The sequence below is a fragment of the Microvirga aerilata genome (assembly GCF_016743775.1).
GTDB lineage: Bacteria > Pseudomonadota > Alphaproteobacteria > Rhizobiales > Beijerinckiaceae > Microvirga > Microvirga aerilata.
The window spans coordinates 1-16,248 of record NZ_JAEQMY010000008.1; the positions used below are offsets into that span (position 1 = coordinate 1).

Sequence of the window (16,248 nt, forward strand, 5' to 3'; positions counted from 1 at the left end):
TGACAGAGCACCTCCATCTGTGGGTTTCCCCACAGCGGTGTACTCACCAAAGCATAGATCAGGTCGATGTCTTCTTATGACCGCTCTTACAAGCAGTCCGCAAGGACACCGCCGCCTACGCTTCTCTTTCTTTCTTCACTTGTCAAAGAGCACGTCTCACAAATGAGACAAATTCAGAACCTCCAACACCCCGCCCGCTTGCCGCAGTCAGGATCAGAAGGCCCACCAGGCAAACCACCAAGTGATCCGCCGTCGATGAAGCTGTTCTACTCGAACCCCGCTGGAAGGTCAACACTTAATTTCGAAGTTTTTTCGAAATTTTGCGCCGTCCTCCCCGGCCTCCAGTATTCAGACAAGCCTCGCCGTTCGCAAAAGCGTATTCGCCCTTGCGTTTACGTCATCCAGGCCGATTTGAACGATCTGGAAACTTCCTCGATGTCGTCAGAGGAGCCATGGAGATTTGCCGGTTACTGGCAATCATGGCTCGTGCCGTCGATTAGAACCTTCGAGAGGCCCTCATCGAAACCGCGCGTTTCGCCGGGCTCCTGCGAGCGATCGGCATTTGCGGTTTGGGGATTGAAGCTCGCCCGAACAGGATTCCGGCGGGGCTGCGGATATGTCGATTCCCGGATCGTTTGTCAACACCCCCGGATCGCGGTCCGGCGATCTTTATCGTGCGCGAAGCCGCGCCCCTGGAGGTGGGCGCAATCGACGCGAACGGGGGCTGGTCAAGGAAGGGGATTGGAGCGGGCGATGGGAATCGAACCCACGACATTCAGCTTGGGAAGCTTGAGTTCAAACTACCTAAAACCTCTATAAATCAGTGGTTTCAAGGACTATGCAGTCAATCTTGTGGGGTTAGATGTGGGGTTTTGGGTCGGAGCTTCGACCTGCATCCGCTGTGCATCGAGAGCTTCACGAGCCAGCATGGCCTGCCGGATGCGCTCGGTCCTCACCCCGCCCATGTATCGCTCAGACATGGCGAGCGACCCATGGTTCATGCTATCGCGGACAATCAGCGGGTCAGCGCAGGCTTCGGCCAGACGTTCACCGGCAGCGTGGCGCATGTCGTGCATCCGCACATTGGTCAAATCTTGGGCCTTCTTCCACCGTGCCCATCCTGTTCCGATACCCTCGTAGGTTAGACGATAACGTTGGCCCTTCACGTAGTGCTGGCCGGTCTTGTTATTGTGGAACGTCCGCTCGGCCAGGTAGGTCCACACATATTCAGAGTGGTAGGGCTTCCCAGTCCCTGGATCAATCTGCGACAGGATCAGGTTTTCGATGCTCTTCGTCATCGCCAGGACATAGGGCTTCGGCTCCTGCCCCTTCTTGGCCTTCTTCTTCAGGGTCTTGAAGGTGATCGTGCCTTTGTTCCAGTCGATCTGGTCCCACCGAAGGTCCACGAACTGTTCACGGCGGGGACCACCGGCCAGGGCAAAGCACAGGGCTGGAAGGTGGTCCTTCCGGTATGTCGCCAGCATCTTCCGTTCGTGCTCGTAAGTGAACTCGGTGTGGCGCGGGGCCTCCTTGAGCCAAACCGCTTCCCAGCGGATCGGCTGAATTTGACGACCCTTCGCAGCCATATGGGACAGGAACCACTTCATCCGTTCGCCGACTGTGATGTTGACGGTTCGAGCAGAGACGAGCTTCTGCGGCTTCGGCTGGCCAGTCTTCTTGTCGATCTTCGGTTTGCCGTCCTTTGTACGAAGCTTCACATGCTCCCGCTTCCGCTTGTTCATCATTTCGATGATAAGCTCAGTGTCGATGTCCGAGATCATGAAATGAGGACCAAGGTAGCCGATGATCCGCCTGAAGTCGGCCTCGATGTCCTTGGTCCCCGACCACTGACCGTCATGGTCATCGAAGTATTCGGCCACGGCTTCATCAAGGGTCTGATCGAGGATTTTGCCCTTCGGGTTGCGGACACGGTTTGCTTCCGCCGCCTTCAACTCAGTCGTCGTCTCGTCACGCCACTGCTTTTGCAGGGCTGACGCCTTGTCTTTGTTCCTCTTCGAGCCGGTGACAGGGATGTCGGTCATGCGCGTATAACGCTTGCCGTCGATCTCCCACTCGGCGCGGTAGAACCCATTATGGTTGTGTGCCATTCATGCTCTCCTGTTGCAGAAAAGGCGGCTAAGCCGCCTTTTCAAATCGTGCCATGAAGCTCTTGCGCCCCACTGGGGCTGAAAGCTTTCGGGGCTGCTTCGGAGCCGGTGCAGGCACCCGCGCATTCGCGATGGGGCGGTTCATGTAGGCCAGAAGGTCATCCTTGCTAACCATGCGCCGCCTCCCCTCCTTCCGGTATGCCAGCCCTCCCAACGTGACAGGCTTGTTGGTGATGGCGCGAATGCTGTCTACGTCCTTGTACCGGAGCACTTTCGCGACCTCCTTCAGTTCCAGCCACAAGGGCCACGTTTCGGGGTCTTTCGGATCGAAGTCTTCTTCGGATTTGTTGTTGTCGTTCACAATAAGTCTCTGAAAAGTTCTTAAGATTAGTCTCTGAAAAGTTTGAAAATGGTGCTGCGGTGGTTCGTGGTACTTACTCGGGCACGGCCTTGCATGGCTCATGATCCATCTTCAGGCCGATGAAGCCTTTGGAGCAAGCCGTTTAGCAAGGTGGAACCAGTTTGCGTCGATGTCTTTGGGGCGAAGTTTCATAGCATAGCGACCGTCTCCCTGCCATTCGACAAAGTTTTTGACGATCATAAAGATAATAAAAATAAATCTCAGCTTGGTGTTCATATCAAAACGTATCCTGGAACAAATAAACCAATAACGTCGGTTATGACTAAATCTTGCCGCCGACACTTTTGAATTTACAGAAATCAGATTCGTCCCGTCAAAATTAAAATCTTGGAATCGAAAATTTTTCTCGTCAGGTGGTAGAAGCTTGGACGATCACTCCTGGGATTTCTCTTTGATGGGCTTGGCCCAGTTGGGCGCTCACGACATGCTCAAAATAATTTTGAATGGCCGTCTGGTGGCTTCAATGAACCCTTTCAAGAAGAGCGCCTGAGCAAGATCGTAGACCCGGAACTCCACATCATGGGTGTCATCCGGTACCCGAAGAGAAGAACGCCAGAGCGGACAGAGGTTTTCTCAATGCGGCTGCGGACAGGGTTTCGTCCTATGGCCTAACCAGCACTCCGACTGTGGCAAGCGGTGTAGCGTGAGGAGACTTCTCCCTGACCGGCTTACGCGGCCAACTTGAGATTGGAAACCGGCTGCTCCTGACAGAAAGCGGCAAGCATGCTCCTGTAAACAGCCCGCCCCTCATCAGTCGCTACGTAGAGCCGCGTCCGCCCACCGTTCGACGAAGCGCAGTCCATGACGAGCTTGTGACTAGTGCGTTTGTCGGGCCAACCTTGCCCGAGAGCACGTATCGTGTAGCGGATGCTTCCCTCGCTCGTGTCCCCAATCTCGGCCATTTCCCTGACGGACAGGCCATCATTTGCTGCCGTAAGGAGGAAGGCGAGTGCCGCCTTGATCCGCATGTTGGGATCGATCTTACGAAGTACCTTGAGAGCAGCAATGAGGCCCGGAAGATCGGCAGCGCTCGGCACGGCGGCGTTCGCCGCAGCGCGCGCCCGCACTTAAGCCGCCGTTCGAGCAGCCTTCTTTTCAGGAGCCGTTCCGGCCTCAGAGGTAGGCTTCGTAACCTGCTTCGTCAGGTTCCTGATCGTCTTTTCATGCTCCCTGATCTGCCGCGCTTGCTCTTCAAGCGTCTGCTTGCAGTCCTGAAGCTGCCGCTGCATCTCGCTCTTTTCGGCTTCCCGCTCTGCCACGATCTTCTCAAGCGCCGAAATGCGCCTGAGATGTCGCACAACCTTCTGAGAGCTAGTATCGAGAGCCATGAGGTCACTCTCGCGTACCGTGAGGTTATCGAAACTCATTTGCTGCCCATCAAGCATATGATAGGCGAGCCGAATGGCGGCCAGCGCTTCAATGTCGGGCGTACCAGGATGGCCTGCGCGGCACAAAAGCTTCTGGAGGCGATCAATGTTGATCTTGGTCATTGGGGAATCCTTGTAACGAGAAATGTATGAAAATATAGGTGACAAAGACTTGCCGATGCGGATCAGTACCAGCGTAGTGTGAAATAAACAGCGTCCGAAACATTGGCGAATTTCAATGGGACACCCTCTTTAGTAAGCCCCTAAACAGTAGGTGGTTCTGACAAAAACTCATTGACCCATTTTTGAATTTCACCTGAAAGGAACGCCTCTGCGGGGAATACAGTAAGGGTCAAATTTTCGTCGTTCCACCTCCCTTCCGAAGCGTCGGGCTGCGAACGTGTCGGGTTACTTCGCGAAAGTCTTCAAGGTGTGAGTAACGGGCAATTCGACTGAATGCCCTTCCTATGCCGACGAAAGAGCCGCTGCGAACTGCCTCCCCTTCTTTGTGCGGACATACGCCTCTGCCCGTGAGCCAGGGATCGCTCGGTCGCTCGTAAGGAGCGCAGCACTACCTTTACCTTCATCGGCGAGTTTTGCCGTCAGCCGAGCGACTGCTGAGACGATCTTGCCGAGAGCCTTTGCAACCTCGCTTGGCGTCACCGGACGTGGACGATCATCCACCGTTCGCGCAGCAACAATGATCACGGCCTTAATGGCACTTCCATCAAAACCAACGCAGCTTAAACAACGTTGCATCACTGAGACTTCCAAATTCGATCACCGTAGCGGTGCCATGCAAGCCGCGCCTGCTAAAGATGGCAGTTTCAACCGGCCCACTAAGGCATACACGACACCAATCTCGGACCTCGGACTTAAGTCTGGGCGGTAGTTCGCAATAGCGATTATCTTCGGGCTCGACCAATTGCTCTCTACGCGGCCACGAGAGAGGAAGCCAATGTTCCCGGAGTTCCGGGAACATTTCGTGCATGTGAGTTCTGTCGTGTAGGACATCCTGGATGGTAGGGACGCTCCGAGTTTCGCGTCTGCTCAGTGCTGCCATGAAATGCCCCGTCCAAGGTTCGGGAGGCGACGCATGATCATGGCAACAGCTTCATCTTGGCTCGCGGCCTCCACTCTTTCGAAGTGCGGTCCACTTTCCTCATCGAAGACCAAGATGCCATACAGCGTCTCATGATACTTCATGAGGGCATGAGCGTAACCAGACGCAGTGTAAGCATCACCATTCTTAAGCGCATCGATACAGTATTGGGAGAGCAGCACTTCTAGGATCAATTTCGCCTTCACATTGTTCAAAGGCAATGAGGGTTCCTCTTGCAAATCCTCTACAGCCTTACGGGCTTTATACATTGCCATCTGCAACCATGCGCGCGTTTGCGGGTCATAGTCGAGCAGGAGCAAATTTTGATATGGTTGATCATTGCCCGAAAAGCGGACTGAAAGGCCGAAAACACTACCAGATTTCATGGTGAAGTCTCATGTAAACTATAAAATACGACTGCTCACCTGCCCAATACGGTGCGAGTGAGTATCTGTTGGATACGAGCGATGTCTCAGGCTGTCAACACCTATTGTAAAGGAAATCGACATATGATGTGCAGCGGTCGCACATGATAAGTAATAGCATATAGGTAAACATATGATCGAGACTCCTGCCCAGTTCCAGAAATGGCGGAAGCTGCATGACTTAACGCAAAGTCAGGCTGCGGAACTTTTAGGTCTCAGCAGGCGAAGCATTGCTACCTATGAGAGTACCGGCCCAGTACCTCGGACGGTCGCTTTGGCATGCGAGGCGATCACAAATGAACCCCAGAACAGCGGATTTTATGTGAGGCTTGTGGAAGAGCAGTACCCGAAACTCGGACCAAACTTGATTGTTTTGCCCTTCGTGCTGCGAAGAGCATCTACATATGAACAAGTGATCCAGATCAGGCTGCTGGACGAAGTGGAAGAATGGCTACAAGAAAACACGCCATCCGCTCAATTCTCTCTGCGAACGGTTATAACACCGGAAATGCGAAGGCGGGAGGTTGCCGTATTCGCCTTTGAGAGCATTCCGCATGCGGTGCTCTTCAAGCTACGATGGTGCTGAGCACTACAATCCTAAAAACTAGAAACAGCATTTGCTGGGTGCATCTGCCCATCACGCCTGATGCTCTTCAATCTCGGCTAGTGCGACTTCCGTATCCTTCTTGGTGAATGTCGGTGGTGGCATGCCAGCGCTTGATCTCACCCTGTTCATTGCGAAGAGGAACCGCTCGTAAGGGTCCAGCGGTACTCTCCGAAATGAAGGCGCAGACGGCACTCAACCTCATACGGCTGGCCTGTCGCGAGGGAGCGCCGCCATTTGACCCACGTCCCAATTTTATCTTTGGGGTGGAGGATTTCGCTCCGTCTGTTCCCCAAGGCAGACCCCAAAGGCTGACCTGAGAACTCGTACCAGCGGAGATTGTGGAAATCGTTGTGGCCATCGGGCCGCACCGACCACACGATATGGATACGGCATCAATGATGCGCTTGAATCGCGGTGATCGCGGCTCGTCCTCAAGGTCAAGCAGGCTGGGTTCAGCGTAATGCGATACGTGCCTCATGCCATTTTTCCAGAACTCATCACGATCAGCGAAATTGGTTGAGATATGAACCTTCTGCGTCAGGGTACCTCAAAGAAAACTGTTTGCTTTTAGCTACGCTTCATAGAATTTAGAAAGCTCAAGGGGCAGACTAATAAATGTATTCTGACGATATGCTGTATGCAGGGGCCGTCCGGGGGCACCGCGCGAACAAACTACTGGCTGCTCTGGAGCCGGAAGACTTTGCCTGTCTGGAGCCGCACTTGGAAATCGTGAGCTTGCAGCAGGGTCAGGTGCTCCGCGAGACGGGTCAGCCGCTCCAGTACGCCTACTTTCCGCACAACGTCATCATCTCGCTTATGGCTGGCATGCAGGACGGTCGCGCTGCCGAGATGTCGGTTTTTGGCAACGAAGGCGTCACAGGTCTCACAGGAGCAGCGGTCACCAATCAGGCTTTCGGACGCTACGTTGTGCAACTCACCGGCACGGCTTCCCGGATCAAGATGACCAAAATGTACGAGGTGATCAGCACACGCCCGAACATTCAGCGCCTGATGCGCCACTTCATGGAGGCCCTCATGGTGCGCGTTCTCCAGAATGTTGCCTGTAACGCCATCCATAGTGTTGAAGCCCGCTGTGCTCGCCTCATCCTGAGCACGAGCCATCGCGTTGATCAGGAGATGATCCCCCTCACGCACGAATCCTGGGCAGACCGGATGGGGGTCCAGCGCTCGACCGTGAGTGCCATCATGAAGAGATTTCAGGCCGCAGGGTGGGTCAGGCAAAGCAGAGGTGGCATCACCATCACGGACCCGACTGCTCTCAGAGAGGCCGCGTGTGAATGTTACCAGACAGTTCGCGACGTATTCGTGCGCCTACTGCCGTATACGGCGAAGAAGGACTGAGGCTGCGTGGCCATCGCCCTCTCACCCTGAGCCTTCGGCATACGACAGGTCTTCGTTAGTATCCGGTGCTGGGCTGATTCGCTCGCGCAGGACTACATCCTTATCGACCCGCTCGGCCTTGTCCTCACGGAAGTCTCGCTTGGCGCGGCGAAGCTGTTTGCCAATCTTGTCGAGAGCGGCGTTGAAGGCGAGATAGATGTCCTTGTCCTTTCAGCAGCAATAACTTTGATCTCAGAGTTAGCTGGCGAGGGCGCAAGGACGGCTGCAATACGTTCTATCAAACGGTTCTTCTGGTCGATCTCTTCGCTCATCATCTCGATACGAGCTTCAAGATTATCAGTACGAGCAATAGCGATCTGAAGTTGTTTAGGGACTTCGTGGTTCATCACAATCAATATTTACGAACAACAAGATACATTACTCTGTCAGAGATCGGACACCGAAATTATTGTTCTTGCATTGTTGCAAAAAGATATTGCATGTAAACACACCGTAAATATTGCGAGCCGAATCCAGCGTGTGTCTTAATGAAGTTCATGAGAGATCACGTGTCTGCCGGGACATTCTCTCCAACAGGCCTTCGAATTTTGAAGTATTCTGTTTCGGTTTACTTCATCAAGAGGCTCTTCTTCCTGACCGGCATCATGTAGAATAGCCTTTATTTTTCATTCTATTGCAAAAGACATTATGACTTCCGCACTTGCTACTCTCCGCGCCTTGTATTCAGGCGCTCAAACAGCCCTGCCAGAGCCTTTACCTGAGCCAGAGCTACCTTCGCCCCTACCTGAGCCGAAACCCTCTCCAGCGCCTTCTAATGAGGCTCAAAAGCCCGTTGATGCGAGGGTCGGACCGATGCCGCCGCTCAACACGATCACGTATCTCCAGGTCGCCCTCTGGGACAACCTCGGTAATGAGAAACCCACGAAAAGCGGTCGCAAGAATGGAGCCGGAACCCGCTTCAAGATGGACATCGAGATGTGGGACGTGCCTGCTGAGAAGATCAGCAAACGAAAGGGTCGAATCCCGTTCGTGAGGAACGTGCAGCTACGCACGGTCAAGGAATTCCGCACGATGATCAAAGGCGCTGTAAAGCGCAAAAAACTCACCGCAGACTACGGCGAGCTACTTGAGCAGTTCATCAACGAGAGCCCTCACGATTGCATGCTCGGCCACGTGATCGATAACCACGGTGGCTATAACTACCATCTCACGCAATTCATCCGCGCAACCTTCGATTCCGATGGCGTCCCTACCCTCGAAATCTTCAACAGCGGCGACTGCATCGTGGTCGATTCGTTCACCGACCGGTTCGCATCCGGATTCATCAAATACACAGCCTTCCGCGATTTCTGCGGCTATCAAGAATACAAGAGAAACAAGTAATTATGACCACTCAATTTGATCCCCAGTTCTTCATTCAGGTCATCGGACAACTCGATGAAGACCTTCGCCAGCGCATCGACGCAACCACAGAAGATTGCGGCACCATGATCGTCGCCGTCGCCGAAGACCATAACGAGACGAAGCAGCGCACGACCTCCATCGAAGACAGCCTCAAGATTATCCGTGAGCAGATCGAATCCCTTGGTAAGCTCGTGGCCGATCCCCTTGGCATTCGTGTGGCCGAAGCCATGAACCCGGAATGGCTCCTCGGCAGACGCCTCAATGACCTCGAATCACGAATGAAAAAACTCGAACGTGAATACGAGAAGCGCATGCGGAACTTCGAACTCGCCCTGATCGAAACCAAGTGCGGACCCAACCCATTCGCTCCCGACGAAGAGCCAGTTCTCGAACAACTCCGCAAGAAATACGCAGAGGAATTCAAGGAGTAAGCGGTCGAGAGGCGAAGCCGAAAGTCATAGATATCTACGTAGGTATCTACTTAAGACAGAATGTCTACGTAGATATCTATGTCTTTACCTACGGCTTCTCTGCGATTCGCCTTCTTACTCGGCTTCGCCTCGTAACTACTCGTGCTCGCGGCTCTTCGATCCGCTGCGCTTTCGAAAATTGTTTTCCTCGATCCTCGTAAAATAGATTTGGAAAAGAAAATCGACGGCGCGAGATGGCGACCGCGCTGGACCGAACGCCACTCGCCCGACCGAACCCGCCACCACCGATCACGCATGAGGAGGCGGTGGGCGGGGTTTTTCTTTCGTCAGTGCCCTTCCCTATTGGATTCGTTCTCCTGGCCAACTCGGCATAACCTTGACCGTGTTGCACTATCCGACCGAGAATGGATGCAACGTGTGGGGCACATCATGAAGAGAGTGATCCCGTCGTTCGGACTGGGTTTAGCCATGGCCGGTTCGGTTCAGGCACAAACCGAAGGCAAGCAGATTTTCGCCTGCATCGAGCAAGACTCAGCCGGTTTTAACGATAGTGGTCAAGGATACCGCCGCTCGGGGTTCAACGGCCAAAAATTCACGATGTTGCTGAAGGGGAACTCTCTCGCTATCAAAGACCCCACCGCTATTAAATCGGGCATCACAGAGAGCGTGTTATCTTGTTCGGTGCCATACCCACTGATCCCCGATATGGTGTAGTGCGCGGGAGAACTTCAGATCGTAGGTCTCAACCTCAAAACTTTGGCTTTCACCCGCGCAGTTGTATTCGGTCATTTAGCCATAGTGGGCAGTAATAACGCCGATAGCATCACGGTCAGCTATGGGTCTTGTCAGCGGTTCTGAAGCCCCATCTGGATGACCAGTTCCTTCCAGTGCGGAACGGTCTTGATGTCCTTGCCACCACGCTTCGAGCACCACCATGTTTCATCATGATTTCACTCCGACATAGAAAACGTTTCAAAGCAACAAGCCAGGGAACCATAGCTGTACCCAGGCCATTAGCCTCCCTGTTATGCAGGAACTGTTCGATAAAACTCGATCTCTTCGGCATCTACCGTGGCTTGTTCGCTACGCGGTGACAGCTATCCTGGTGTTAGTGGCATTTGTTCTTAGGCAGATGTTCTCTGATGCGCTGAGGGATTTCCCTTTCCTGTTGTTCTTTCCAGCTATCATCCTCTCGGCTGTTCTCTTCAACCGTGGCAGCGGCCTCGTGGCGACTGTGCTGAGTGCGGTCTTGTCAGCCTATTTCCTCTTTGAGCCAATTGGCAGCTTCGCCATCAGGGACCCTGGCCAGTTTCTCGGCTGGTGCCTGTTCGTGGTGATCGGGATTGTCATCACGCTCGTTATCGAGGCCGAGCATGCATCCTACCGCCAACTGAAACGAGCCCACGAGGCCACACGCGCATCGGAGGCTGACAAAGCTGAGCTTCTGATCGAATCAAACCACCGGATCATGAACAATCTGCATACGGTGATCTCGCTGCTCCACCTCCAGGCGCGAAGCGCCAAGGAACCCACGCGTGACGATTTCATGACCGCCGCCGAGCGGGTGAGCGTCATGGCCAAGGTGCAGCGGCGTCTGGTTCGCTTTGAGGGAGCCGTGTTGGCGGACAGCCGCTCGTTCATCGAGGAACTCTGTAGTGATCTGGAATCAGCCTTGATCGGCCTTCGGCCCATTCGCCTTGATGTTGAAGTTGAAAGTCACCCGATCCCACTCAACTACGCGGTCTCGATTGGGCTCATCATCAACGAGCTTCTCGTGAATGCCCTTAAGTATGCCTTTCCCGATGATCGTGACGGGCACGTCAGCGTGACCTTCAAGTGCATAGGCGATGAATACTGCCTTGCCGTCAGCGACAATGGTGTCGGCCTGTCCGCCAGTAGCGAAAGCACCTCCACACCAGCATCGACAGGTCTGGGTCAGCGCCTGATTCGATCATTTGTTGCCCAGCTTGGCGGGCGGCACGAGATCGAGGCCGATTCACCTGGAACACGCGCTCAGGTCTGTTTCCCAGTGTCTGCGACATAGGATCGGACCCCCATCCCGTCATCCCACTGCGATCCAGAGGGACTGGGCTCGTCAAGGAGACGCTTGCTATCCATCAGGTGCGGCTTCCTGGCCGTCCGCGTCGAACAATCAAATCTTGGGGAATACCTCAGGTCCCGAATGCGTTGGCATCCAAAAGGGGGAAGGAAATGGATTTCTTCGGTGTCAGTTGGCATGAGATGTTTGTGCCACAAAACCCTCTGTTGGGGATTTTTGTGCGCGGGTCGCTGACCTACATCATGCTCTTCGTGATCCTGCGCTTTCTGCTGAAGCGTCAGTCAGGTGTGATCGGGATTGCCGACCTTCTTGTTGTTGTCCTCATCGCGGATGCGGCGCAAAACGCTATGGCATTCGAGTACAATTCAATCACCGAAGGTGCTCTCCTCGTTCTCACAATCGTGTTCTGGAACTACTTCATTGATTGGTTAGGTTTTCGCTTCAAGCCGCTTCGGCGCTTTACCCGTCCACCCCCACTGAAGCTCATCGAGAATGGGCGCATGCTTGCGCGCAACATGCGTCAGGAGATGATCACCAAGGAAGAACTGGACAGCCAACTTCGCCAGCAGGGAATTGATGATTGCGGAGAGGTCAAGGAAGCATTCATCGAGGGTGACGGACGCATTAGCATCATCCGGTGGGATAACGGCGAAACAGCCAAATCTGAGAAGAAGATGCCATTGTAGCTTCTGCTGTCACCCGGTTGAGATCACCATCGACATGCCACAAAATTTCCATTGCCGCTGGCGAACGCACTGTTAAGCTTGGGCATTTATCAGCTACGGGTGGGGCAAAGTCATGGAGAGCGAAGCTGCCGATCACCGGAATCTCTGGTTCCTCAACACTCATGTCACCATCCGGGTCTCTGCGCGGGACGGTTCAGATGGCATCTCGGTTCTTGAGCATAGAGCCTCACAAGGAGACTCGCCGCCTCTCCACATCCACCACGATGAAGATGAAATCTTCCACGTCCTCGAAGGTGAGGTCCGCTACCGGGTTGGGGATCAGGATCACCGCGCCAAGGCTGGGGAGACGCTGCTGACCCCGAAGGGTATCCCTCATACCTACAGGGTCGAATCGCCCGAGGCTCGTATGCTCACCATCACCCGAGGCGAGTTCGAGAACTTCATCCGCGCCTTTGGACGCTCTGCCGAGAGGGATGGTCTACCTGATCCATCCGGCCCACCCGCACCTGAGCAGGCCGAAGCTCTCGCTCGGGCCTGCAAACAGTTCGGTATCGAACTCGTCGGACCACCCCTTTCATAGTACGCTGACAGTCCGACTGTCTGGGTGCGCGAGGATAGCGGCAGCAGTCAGCCGCCCTGCTGAAGTCGCCGGGCCAAAAATTGCTTCGCCCGATCCGTGCGTTGTTGCTCTTGCTGCTGAACCTCTCGGAAGAAGCTGGCGAGGTCCTGATCGCTCCCGGCGTCGCTGGCATATTGCGCGTAGGTCTCTGCCCCTTGGAGAGCATGATATAGGACGCTGATCAGATTATAGGTGGCATCTTTGGTGCCGGTACCGCTGGCCATAGGCAGGATTGCCTATATCCTCCTCTACGTGAGAACACAGGCGCAATTTCTAAAAAACAGGAAAGTTCCAGCGCCCTTGCGAGCCCAACACAACGCCTGCAAAAGCTTGGCCTCATTAAAGCCATTCTGACTGGTGAGCTTACCCCTCCGCAAACCCGAGGGTCGCTGACATGGCTATGAAGTATGTTCTTATCTTCATCCTCAACAGCGCCAACCCTGCTGAACAGCATATCGCGCAGGCTTGGGACAAACTGTTTCCAAGCTATGATGATTGCCTGAAACAGGCGTCTACCCTCGAAATGCACAATGCCATTCTGAAGGATTGCAAGACTGTCGAGGTGCCGGGTGAGGGAGCGCGCAAAGAAGACATTGTGCTCACACCTGAAGCAAGCATCCTTGAGGAACCTGACCAAACTGGTACCTCGACACAGCCTCTTAAAGAATGACAGGGCCATCATAAGGCAGAAGCAAGTCGTATCGGGTCTATGGCTCTTCCGAAGCAGAGAATACCCATTGAGATCAACATCCTGATGTCCTGCTTGCTTTACCGTGCTGCCTACCCACCTTAATGATCTGAACGATAAGGCTTTGTTCTGCGTAAAGGGATAGGCGGGTAAATGTCTGGCGAGGCAGCTAAAGAACGCAAGGAGTATGTGACCGTTCTGATCAGCAAGAACCCATTGCTTTCCATGGGGCTCGAACTTCTCTTAGCGCATACCCGCTTCGCCGTATCCGAGTTAGGGTCTGATGAGCCCTCATCTCGGCGGCTTCGCCTTCATATACAACCTGATTTGTTCATTGTAGATGCAAGCCCTTCGTCGGAGGATTTGCTTACCACAATCAAGCTTCTGAAGGTGCAGCACCCTGAGGCACGAATTGCCGTTGTTGCCGATAACTTCGACATTAGCTTCGTTCGGCTGGGAATTGACGCTGGAGTGGATGGCTTTTGTCTATCCACGAGTCATCGTGATGTTCTGATCAAATCGCTTGAGTTGGTCATGATGGGCGAAAGCACCCTACCCATGCGGCTGGTTCGCTCGATGCTGAGCGAGATGACCTTGGAGGCTAAGCCGGATCAGGATAGCGCCACGGCAGTGCTACTGTCGCCTGATCCGGGGATGCACAAACTCTCAATTCGAGAGGCAGAGATACTAAGACACATCATGGGTGGTGAGCCTAATAAAGTCATTGCACGGAAGCTTGATGTTGCTGAGGCAACGATCAAAGTTCACATCAAAGCAATCCTGCGCAAGATCGGCGCTGCCAATCGCACCCAAGCTGCAATGTGGGCTACGGAACACTTGACGACGAAAGGCGGCAAGCCTTAGCGCGGGTAGCTCAATATCAATCCTATACACTCCTTGCCCATATTGAACCTAAAGCAGCCCTCCTTCGTCCTCTGATCCTGAGCCCTCTGCATCCAGGAGGTCCTCGTCAGAGTCAGATGCTGGGCTGATCCGCTCGCGCAGGACGGTGTCCTTACCGGGTCACTCCCCTTTATCCTCGCGAAGCTCACGCTTGGTTCGCCGAAGCTGCTTGGCGACTTTTTCGAGGGCGGCATTGAAGGCCGAGTAAATATCCTTATCCTTACCCTCAGCGCTCTTCATCGGGAGACCACCCATCTGCATGTTCACGCTACAGCGGTAGGTGATCCCCTCCTTCGTGAAGTGAGCGGATGCGGTGTTCAGCCGTCCGAAGTATTTGCTGGCAACCCGCAGAATGTTCTCGCGAGCATAATCTGGCAGTCCGTCTCCAAGGTGGATGGTCGAACTTTGGATGGTGATAGCGTTATCTGCGCCTTGGTGCGCCACTATGTTACCTCTCATCGATGTACAATCGGGCGAGTATTTCTGGAGGCGTTATCAGAGTTTATCGAAGTTACGCCCGTAGTGCTCCAAGCGCGTGGATGTGACTACGACGAGCAGCCTCCTCGAAGGGGCTCGTCTGAACTGCTTTCTCGGCCTGTACCAACACTTCAAGCGCTCGCCACGGCTTCGGCATGAACGGCACATCCCGAAGAGCTTTATCAAGGTCCTCCTCAAGCGGCGCACCGGAGGTTAAGACCGTTCTGATCCACGGCCACCTAAGCTTGACAGTGCGAGCAAGCTCTACACCGTTCATGGGACAGGGCAGACGCACATCGGCGAAAAGAAACACCACGTCGCCTGCAAGATAGTTCAAATAACGGAGCGCCTCCTCAGCGCTGGATGCCTCCACAACCCGGAGGTCCGTTTCCTCCAGCAACGCAACGGCGAGAGCCCTAAGCTCCCGATCATCCTCAACGATCAAGGCAACGCGAGTGCATTCCGAGGCTTGTCCCATCCTGCTGGTCTCCCTTCCGGTTCGAGGCTGCATGCTGTTAGGGGAGTTGACGTGTGGTCTCTTTGACAAAGCTGTCAAAGGTGGAACACGTACAACCACTTGTCCTTACGATCCGGATCAGAATTGACGAACAACAAGACCATTCGTGACTTTTCCGCCCTCGTCAAAGTAAAAAGTCGGTCTGTCCCTTCCTTTGCTGACGAAGTTTAATCTGAGTTTATGTGAATGCTCTTAACATAAACACAGATTGAAGATCATGAAGAAAATCAACATGATTATACGTTAGGATCGGAACAGCCTTTGAGGTTGATCATTGTTCAATCGTGGAAAGAGTGGCGAGACTTCTCTTGAAGCTTCATTGCATTGGTTCCCTCTGACTGGCAGGAGATCACTTGTGGTCTCCTGCCTTTTTACCGGTTATGCGCCCAAGGGCTTTGATCAAGCCTTGAGAGATGGAGGCTCAAATGCCTCGTTACTACTTCCACCTTCGCTCGGACGACAGGTTCGTGTGGGATGAAGACGGTGTCGATCTGCCCGACCCTTTGACCGCGCAAGGAGCCGCCGACAAGACAGCAGCAGAACTGCGAGGCGGGTTGCTGCATGAAGTCCACAATGGCTCCCGCTGCACGATTGTCATAACCGATGAGGGTGGCGAGATCGCCCAAGTGGTGGCACTTTGATACGCCCAACCCGAAGCACTGACCGAGCCAGACAGACACATATGTTAGCAGTGCTCAATGGTCGCTCGGACAGTTGTCCTCCGGTTCAGCTAAAGCGCTGAGCCATCCAGTCCCGCGCCTCGTCCAGGTCAGCGAAGATAGGGTGAGCGGGTCCTTCCAACTTGCCGAACCCATGCTCCAGGTACCAGCGTCCTGCCTTCCTGCCGTGCTCCGCTGACAACCGCACCAACACAGCCACGAGCCGATTGTTTGCGAACACGAGACAGCCTTCCTCGTCGGGGGCATTCGTCTCCACGGTCACTGGTTGGAAGCCAAGTTTCATATGATCCCTCAGCCCTACTGGGGCGGATCGGCTCACCTCGCCCGCAACGTTAGTAGCAATATGGATACAATCTTGTTGGACACGCCATCTTAGGCTGGCTCATAGCGCA

General features: G+C 54.1%; 22 protein-coding genes. 11 read left to right on the forward strand and 11 right to left on the reverse strand.

All coding sequences use genetic code 11. From position 1 onward, the window contains the following. Positions 1 to 836: 836 nt before the first annotated feature. The 6 genes from JKG68_RS07275 to JKG68_RS07300 form a co-directional block, all read right to left on the reverse strand. The gene (locus JKG68_RS07275; protein WP_202057470.1) at positions 837 to 2,108 is read right to left on the reverse strand and encodes a tyrosine-type recombinase/integrase; all 1,272 of its coding nucleotides are present in this window, start codon (positions 2,106 to 2,108) and stop codon (positions 837 to 839) included. Positions 2,109 to 2,136: 28 nt separating this feature from the next. Continuing rightward, positions 2,137 to 2,469: a helix-turn-helix domain-containing protein gene (locus JKG68_RS07280; protein ID WP_202057472.1), complete on the reverse strand. Its 333-nt coding sequence runs from the start codon at positions 2,467 to 2,469 to the stop codon at positions 2,137 to 2,139. Between the two features lie 111 nt (positions 2,470 to 2,580). Further along, positions 2,581 to 2,745, reverse strand: a complete 165-nt coding sequence (locus tag JKG68_RS07285) for a hypothetical protein (RefSeq protein ID WP_202057473.1) — start codon at positions 2,743 to 2,745, stop codon at positions 2,581 to 2,583. A gap of 452 nt (positions 2,746 to 3,197) precedes the next feature. Then, complete coding sequence (locus JKG68_RS07290; RefSeq protein WP_202057474.1) at positions 3,198 to 3,596, reverse strand: helix-turn-helix domain-containing protein; 399 nt, start codon at positions 3,594 to 3,596, stop codon at positions 3,198 to 3,200. Then, positions 3,597 to 4,019, reverse strand: coding sequence for a hypothetical protein (locus JKG68_RS07295; RefSeq protein ID WP_202057476.1), 423 nt, complete (start codon positions 4,017 to 4,019; stop codon positions 3,597 to 3,599). Positions 4,020 to 4,946: 927 nt separating this feature from the next. Continuing rightward, complete coding sequence (locus JKG68_RS07300; RefSeq protein ID WP_202057479.1) at positions 4,947 to 5,384, reverse strand: hypothetical protein; 438 nt, start codon at positions 5,382 to 5,384, stop codon at positions 4,947 to 4,949. Between the two features lie 172 nt (positions 5,385 to 5,556). On the opposite strand from JKG68_RS07300, the gene JKG68_RS07305 reads away from it, so the two are divergent. Next, on the forward strand, positions 5,557 to 6,009 hold the full coding sequence (locus JKG68_RS07305; RefSeq protein ID WP_202057480.1) for a helix-turn-helix domain-containing protein: 453 nt from the start codon (positions 5,557 to 5,559) through the stop codon (positions 6,007 to 6,009). A gap of 146 nt (positions 6,010 to 6,155) precedes the next feature. On the opposite strand, the gene JKG68_RS34660 is transcribed toward JKG68_RS07305, so the two are convergent. Beyond that, positions 6,156 to 6,407 (reverse strand): PAS domain-containing protein, encoded by a 252-nt coding sequence (locus JKG68_RS34660; protein ID WP_376773116.1) that lies wholly within the window; start codon positions 6,405 to 6,407, stop codon positions 6,156 to 6,158. A gap of 238 nt (positions 6,408 to 6,645) precedes the next feature. On the opposite strand from JKG68_RS34660, the gene JKG68_RS07315 reads away from it, so the two are divergent. The 7 genes from JKG68_RS07315 to JKG68_RS07345 all read left to right on the forward strand — a co-directional run bounded on the left by JKG68_RS07315 (position 6,646) and on the right by JKG68_RS07345 (position 12,552). Then, a complete protein-coding gene (locus JKG68_RS07315) occupies positions 6,646 to 7,392 on the forward strand; it encodes a Crp/Fnr family transcriptional regulator (RefSeq protein WP_246515186.1) in 747 nt (248 codons plus the stop codon). Between the two features lie 852 nt (positions 7,393 to 8,244). Next, a complete protein-coding gene (locus tag JKG68_RS07320; RefSeq protein WP_202057485.1) occupies positions 8,245 to 8,775 on the forward strand; it encodes a hypothetical protein in 531 nt (176 codons plus the stop codon). A gap of 2 nt (positions 8,776 to 8,777) precedes the next feature. Next, on the forward strand, positions 8,778 to 9,227 hold the full coding sequence (locus tag JKG68_RS07325) for a hypothetical protein (RefSeq protein WP_202057486.1): 450 nt from the start codon (positions 8,778 to 8,780) through the stop codon (positions 9,225 to 9,227). Positions 9,228 to 9,656: 429 nt separating this feature from the next. Further along, positions 9,657 to 9,941, forward strand: a complete 285-nt coding sequence (locus JKG68_RS07330) for a hypothetical protein (protein ID WP_202057487.1) — start codon at positions 9,657 to 9,659, stop codon at positions 9,939 to 9,941. Between the two features lie 313 nt (positions 9,942 to 10,254). After that, positions 10,255 to 11,271 (forward strand): sensor histidine kinase, encoded by a 1,017-nt coding sequence (locus JKG68_RS07335; RefSeq protein WP_202057489.1) that lies wholly within the window; start codon positions 10,255 to 10,257, stop codon positions 11,269 to 11,271. A 167-nt stretch (positions 11,272 to 11,438) separates the two neighbouring features. Then, positions 11,439 to 11,972 (forward strand): DUF421 domain-containing protein, encoded by a 534-nt coding sequence (locus JKG68_RS07340; RefSeq protein ID WP_202057492.1) that lies wholly within the window; start codon positions 11,439 to 11,441, stop codon positions 11,970 to 11,972. Positions 11,973 to 12,084: 112 nt separating this feature from the next. Further along, on the forward strand, positions 12,085 to 12,552 hold the full coding sequence (locus tag JKG68_RS07345) for a cupin domain-containing protein (RefSeq protein WP_202057495.1): 468 nt from the start codon (positions 12,085 to 12,087) through the stop codon (positions 12,550 to 12,552). Between the two features lie 47 nt (positions 12,553 to 12,599). Here the strand turns inward: JKG68_RS07345 and JKG68_RS07350 are convergent, their stop codons facing one another. Then, positions 12,600 to 12,815, reverse strand: coding sequence for a hypothetical protein (locus tag JKG68_RS07350; protein ID WP_202057497.1), 216 nt, complete (start codon positions 12,813 to 12,815; stop codon positions 12,600 to 12,602). A 170-nt stretch (positions 12,816 to 12,985) separates the two neighbouring features. Here JKG68_RS07350 and JKG68_RS07355 point away from each other — a divergent pair, with 170 nt between their 5' ends. Both JKG68_RS07355 and JKG68_RS07360 read left to right on the forward strand, forming a co-directional pair. Then, positions 12,986 to 13,261 (forward strand): hypothetical protein, encoded by a 276-nt coding sequence (locus tag JKG68_RS07355; RefSeq protein WP_202057499.1) that lies wholly within the window; start codon positions 12,986 to 12,988, stop codon positions 13,259 to 13,261. A 171-nt stretch (positions 13,262 to 13,432) separates the two neighbouring features. After that, the gene (locus JKG68_RS07360; RefSeq protein WP_202057501.1) at positions 13,433 to 14,143 is read left to right on the forward strand and encodes a LuxR C-terminal-related transcriptional regulator; all 711 of its coding nucleotides are present in this window, start codon (positions 13,433 to 13,435) and stop codon (positions 14,141 to 14,143) included. Positions 14,144 to 14,302: 159 nt separating this feature from the next. Here JKG68_RS07360 and hpf read toward each other — a convergent pair whose 3' ends face one another. Together hpf and JKG68_RS07370 are read right to left on the reverse strand one after the other, a co-directional pair. Beyond that, positions 14,303 to 14,626 (reverse strand): ribosome hibernation-promoting factor, HPF/YfiA family, encoded by a 324-nt coding sequence (gene hpf / locus JKG68_RS07365; protein WP_312890745.1) that lies wholly within the window; start codon positions 14,624 to 14,626, stop codon positions 14,303 to 14,305. 67 nt (positions 14,627 to 14,693) lie between these two features. Continuing rightward, the gene (locus tag JKG68_RS07370) at positions 14,694 to 15,137 is read right to left on the reverse strand and encodes a response regulator (RefSeq protein ID WP_202057512.1); all 444 of its coding nucleotides are present in this window, start codon (positions 15,135 to 15,137) and stop codon (positions 14,694 to 14,696) included. 464 nt (positions 15,138 to 15,601) lie between these two features. Here JKG68_RS07370 and JKG68_RS07375 point away from each other — a divergent pair, with 464 nt between their 5' ends. Then, a complete protein-coding gene (locus tag JKG68_RS07375; protein ID WP_202057514.1) occupies positions 15,602 to 15,817 on the forward strand; it encodes a DUF6894 family protein in 216 nt (71 codons plus the stop codon). 85 nt (positions 15,818 to 15,902) lie between these two features. Here JKG68_RS07375 and JKG68_RS07380 read toward each other — a convergent pair whose 3' ends face one another. Beyond that, positions 15,903 to 16,139: a hypothetical protein gene (locus JKG68_RS07380; protein WP_202057516.1), complete on the reverse strand. Its 237-nt coding sequence runs from the start codon at positions 16,137 to 16,139 to the stop codon at positions 15,903 to 15,905. Positions 16,140 to 16,248: the final 109 nt, after the last annotated feature.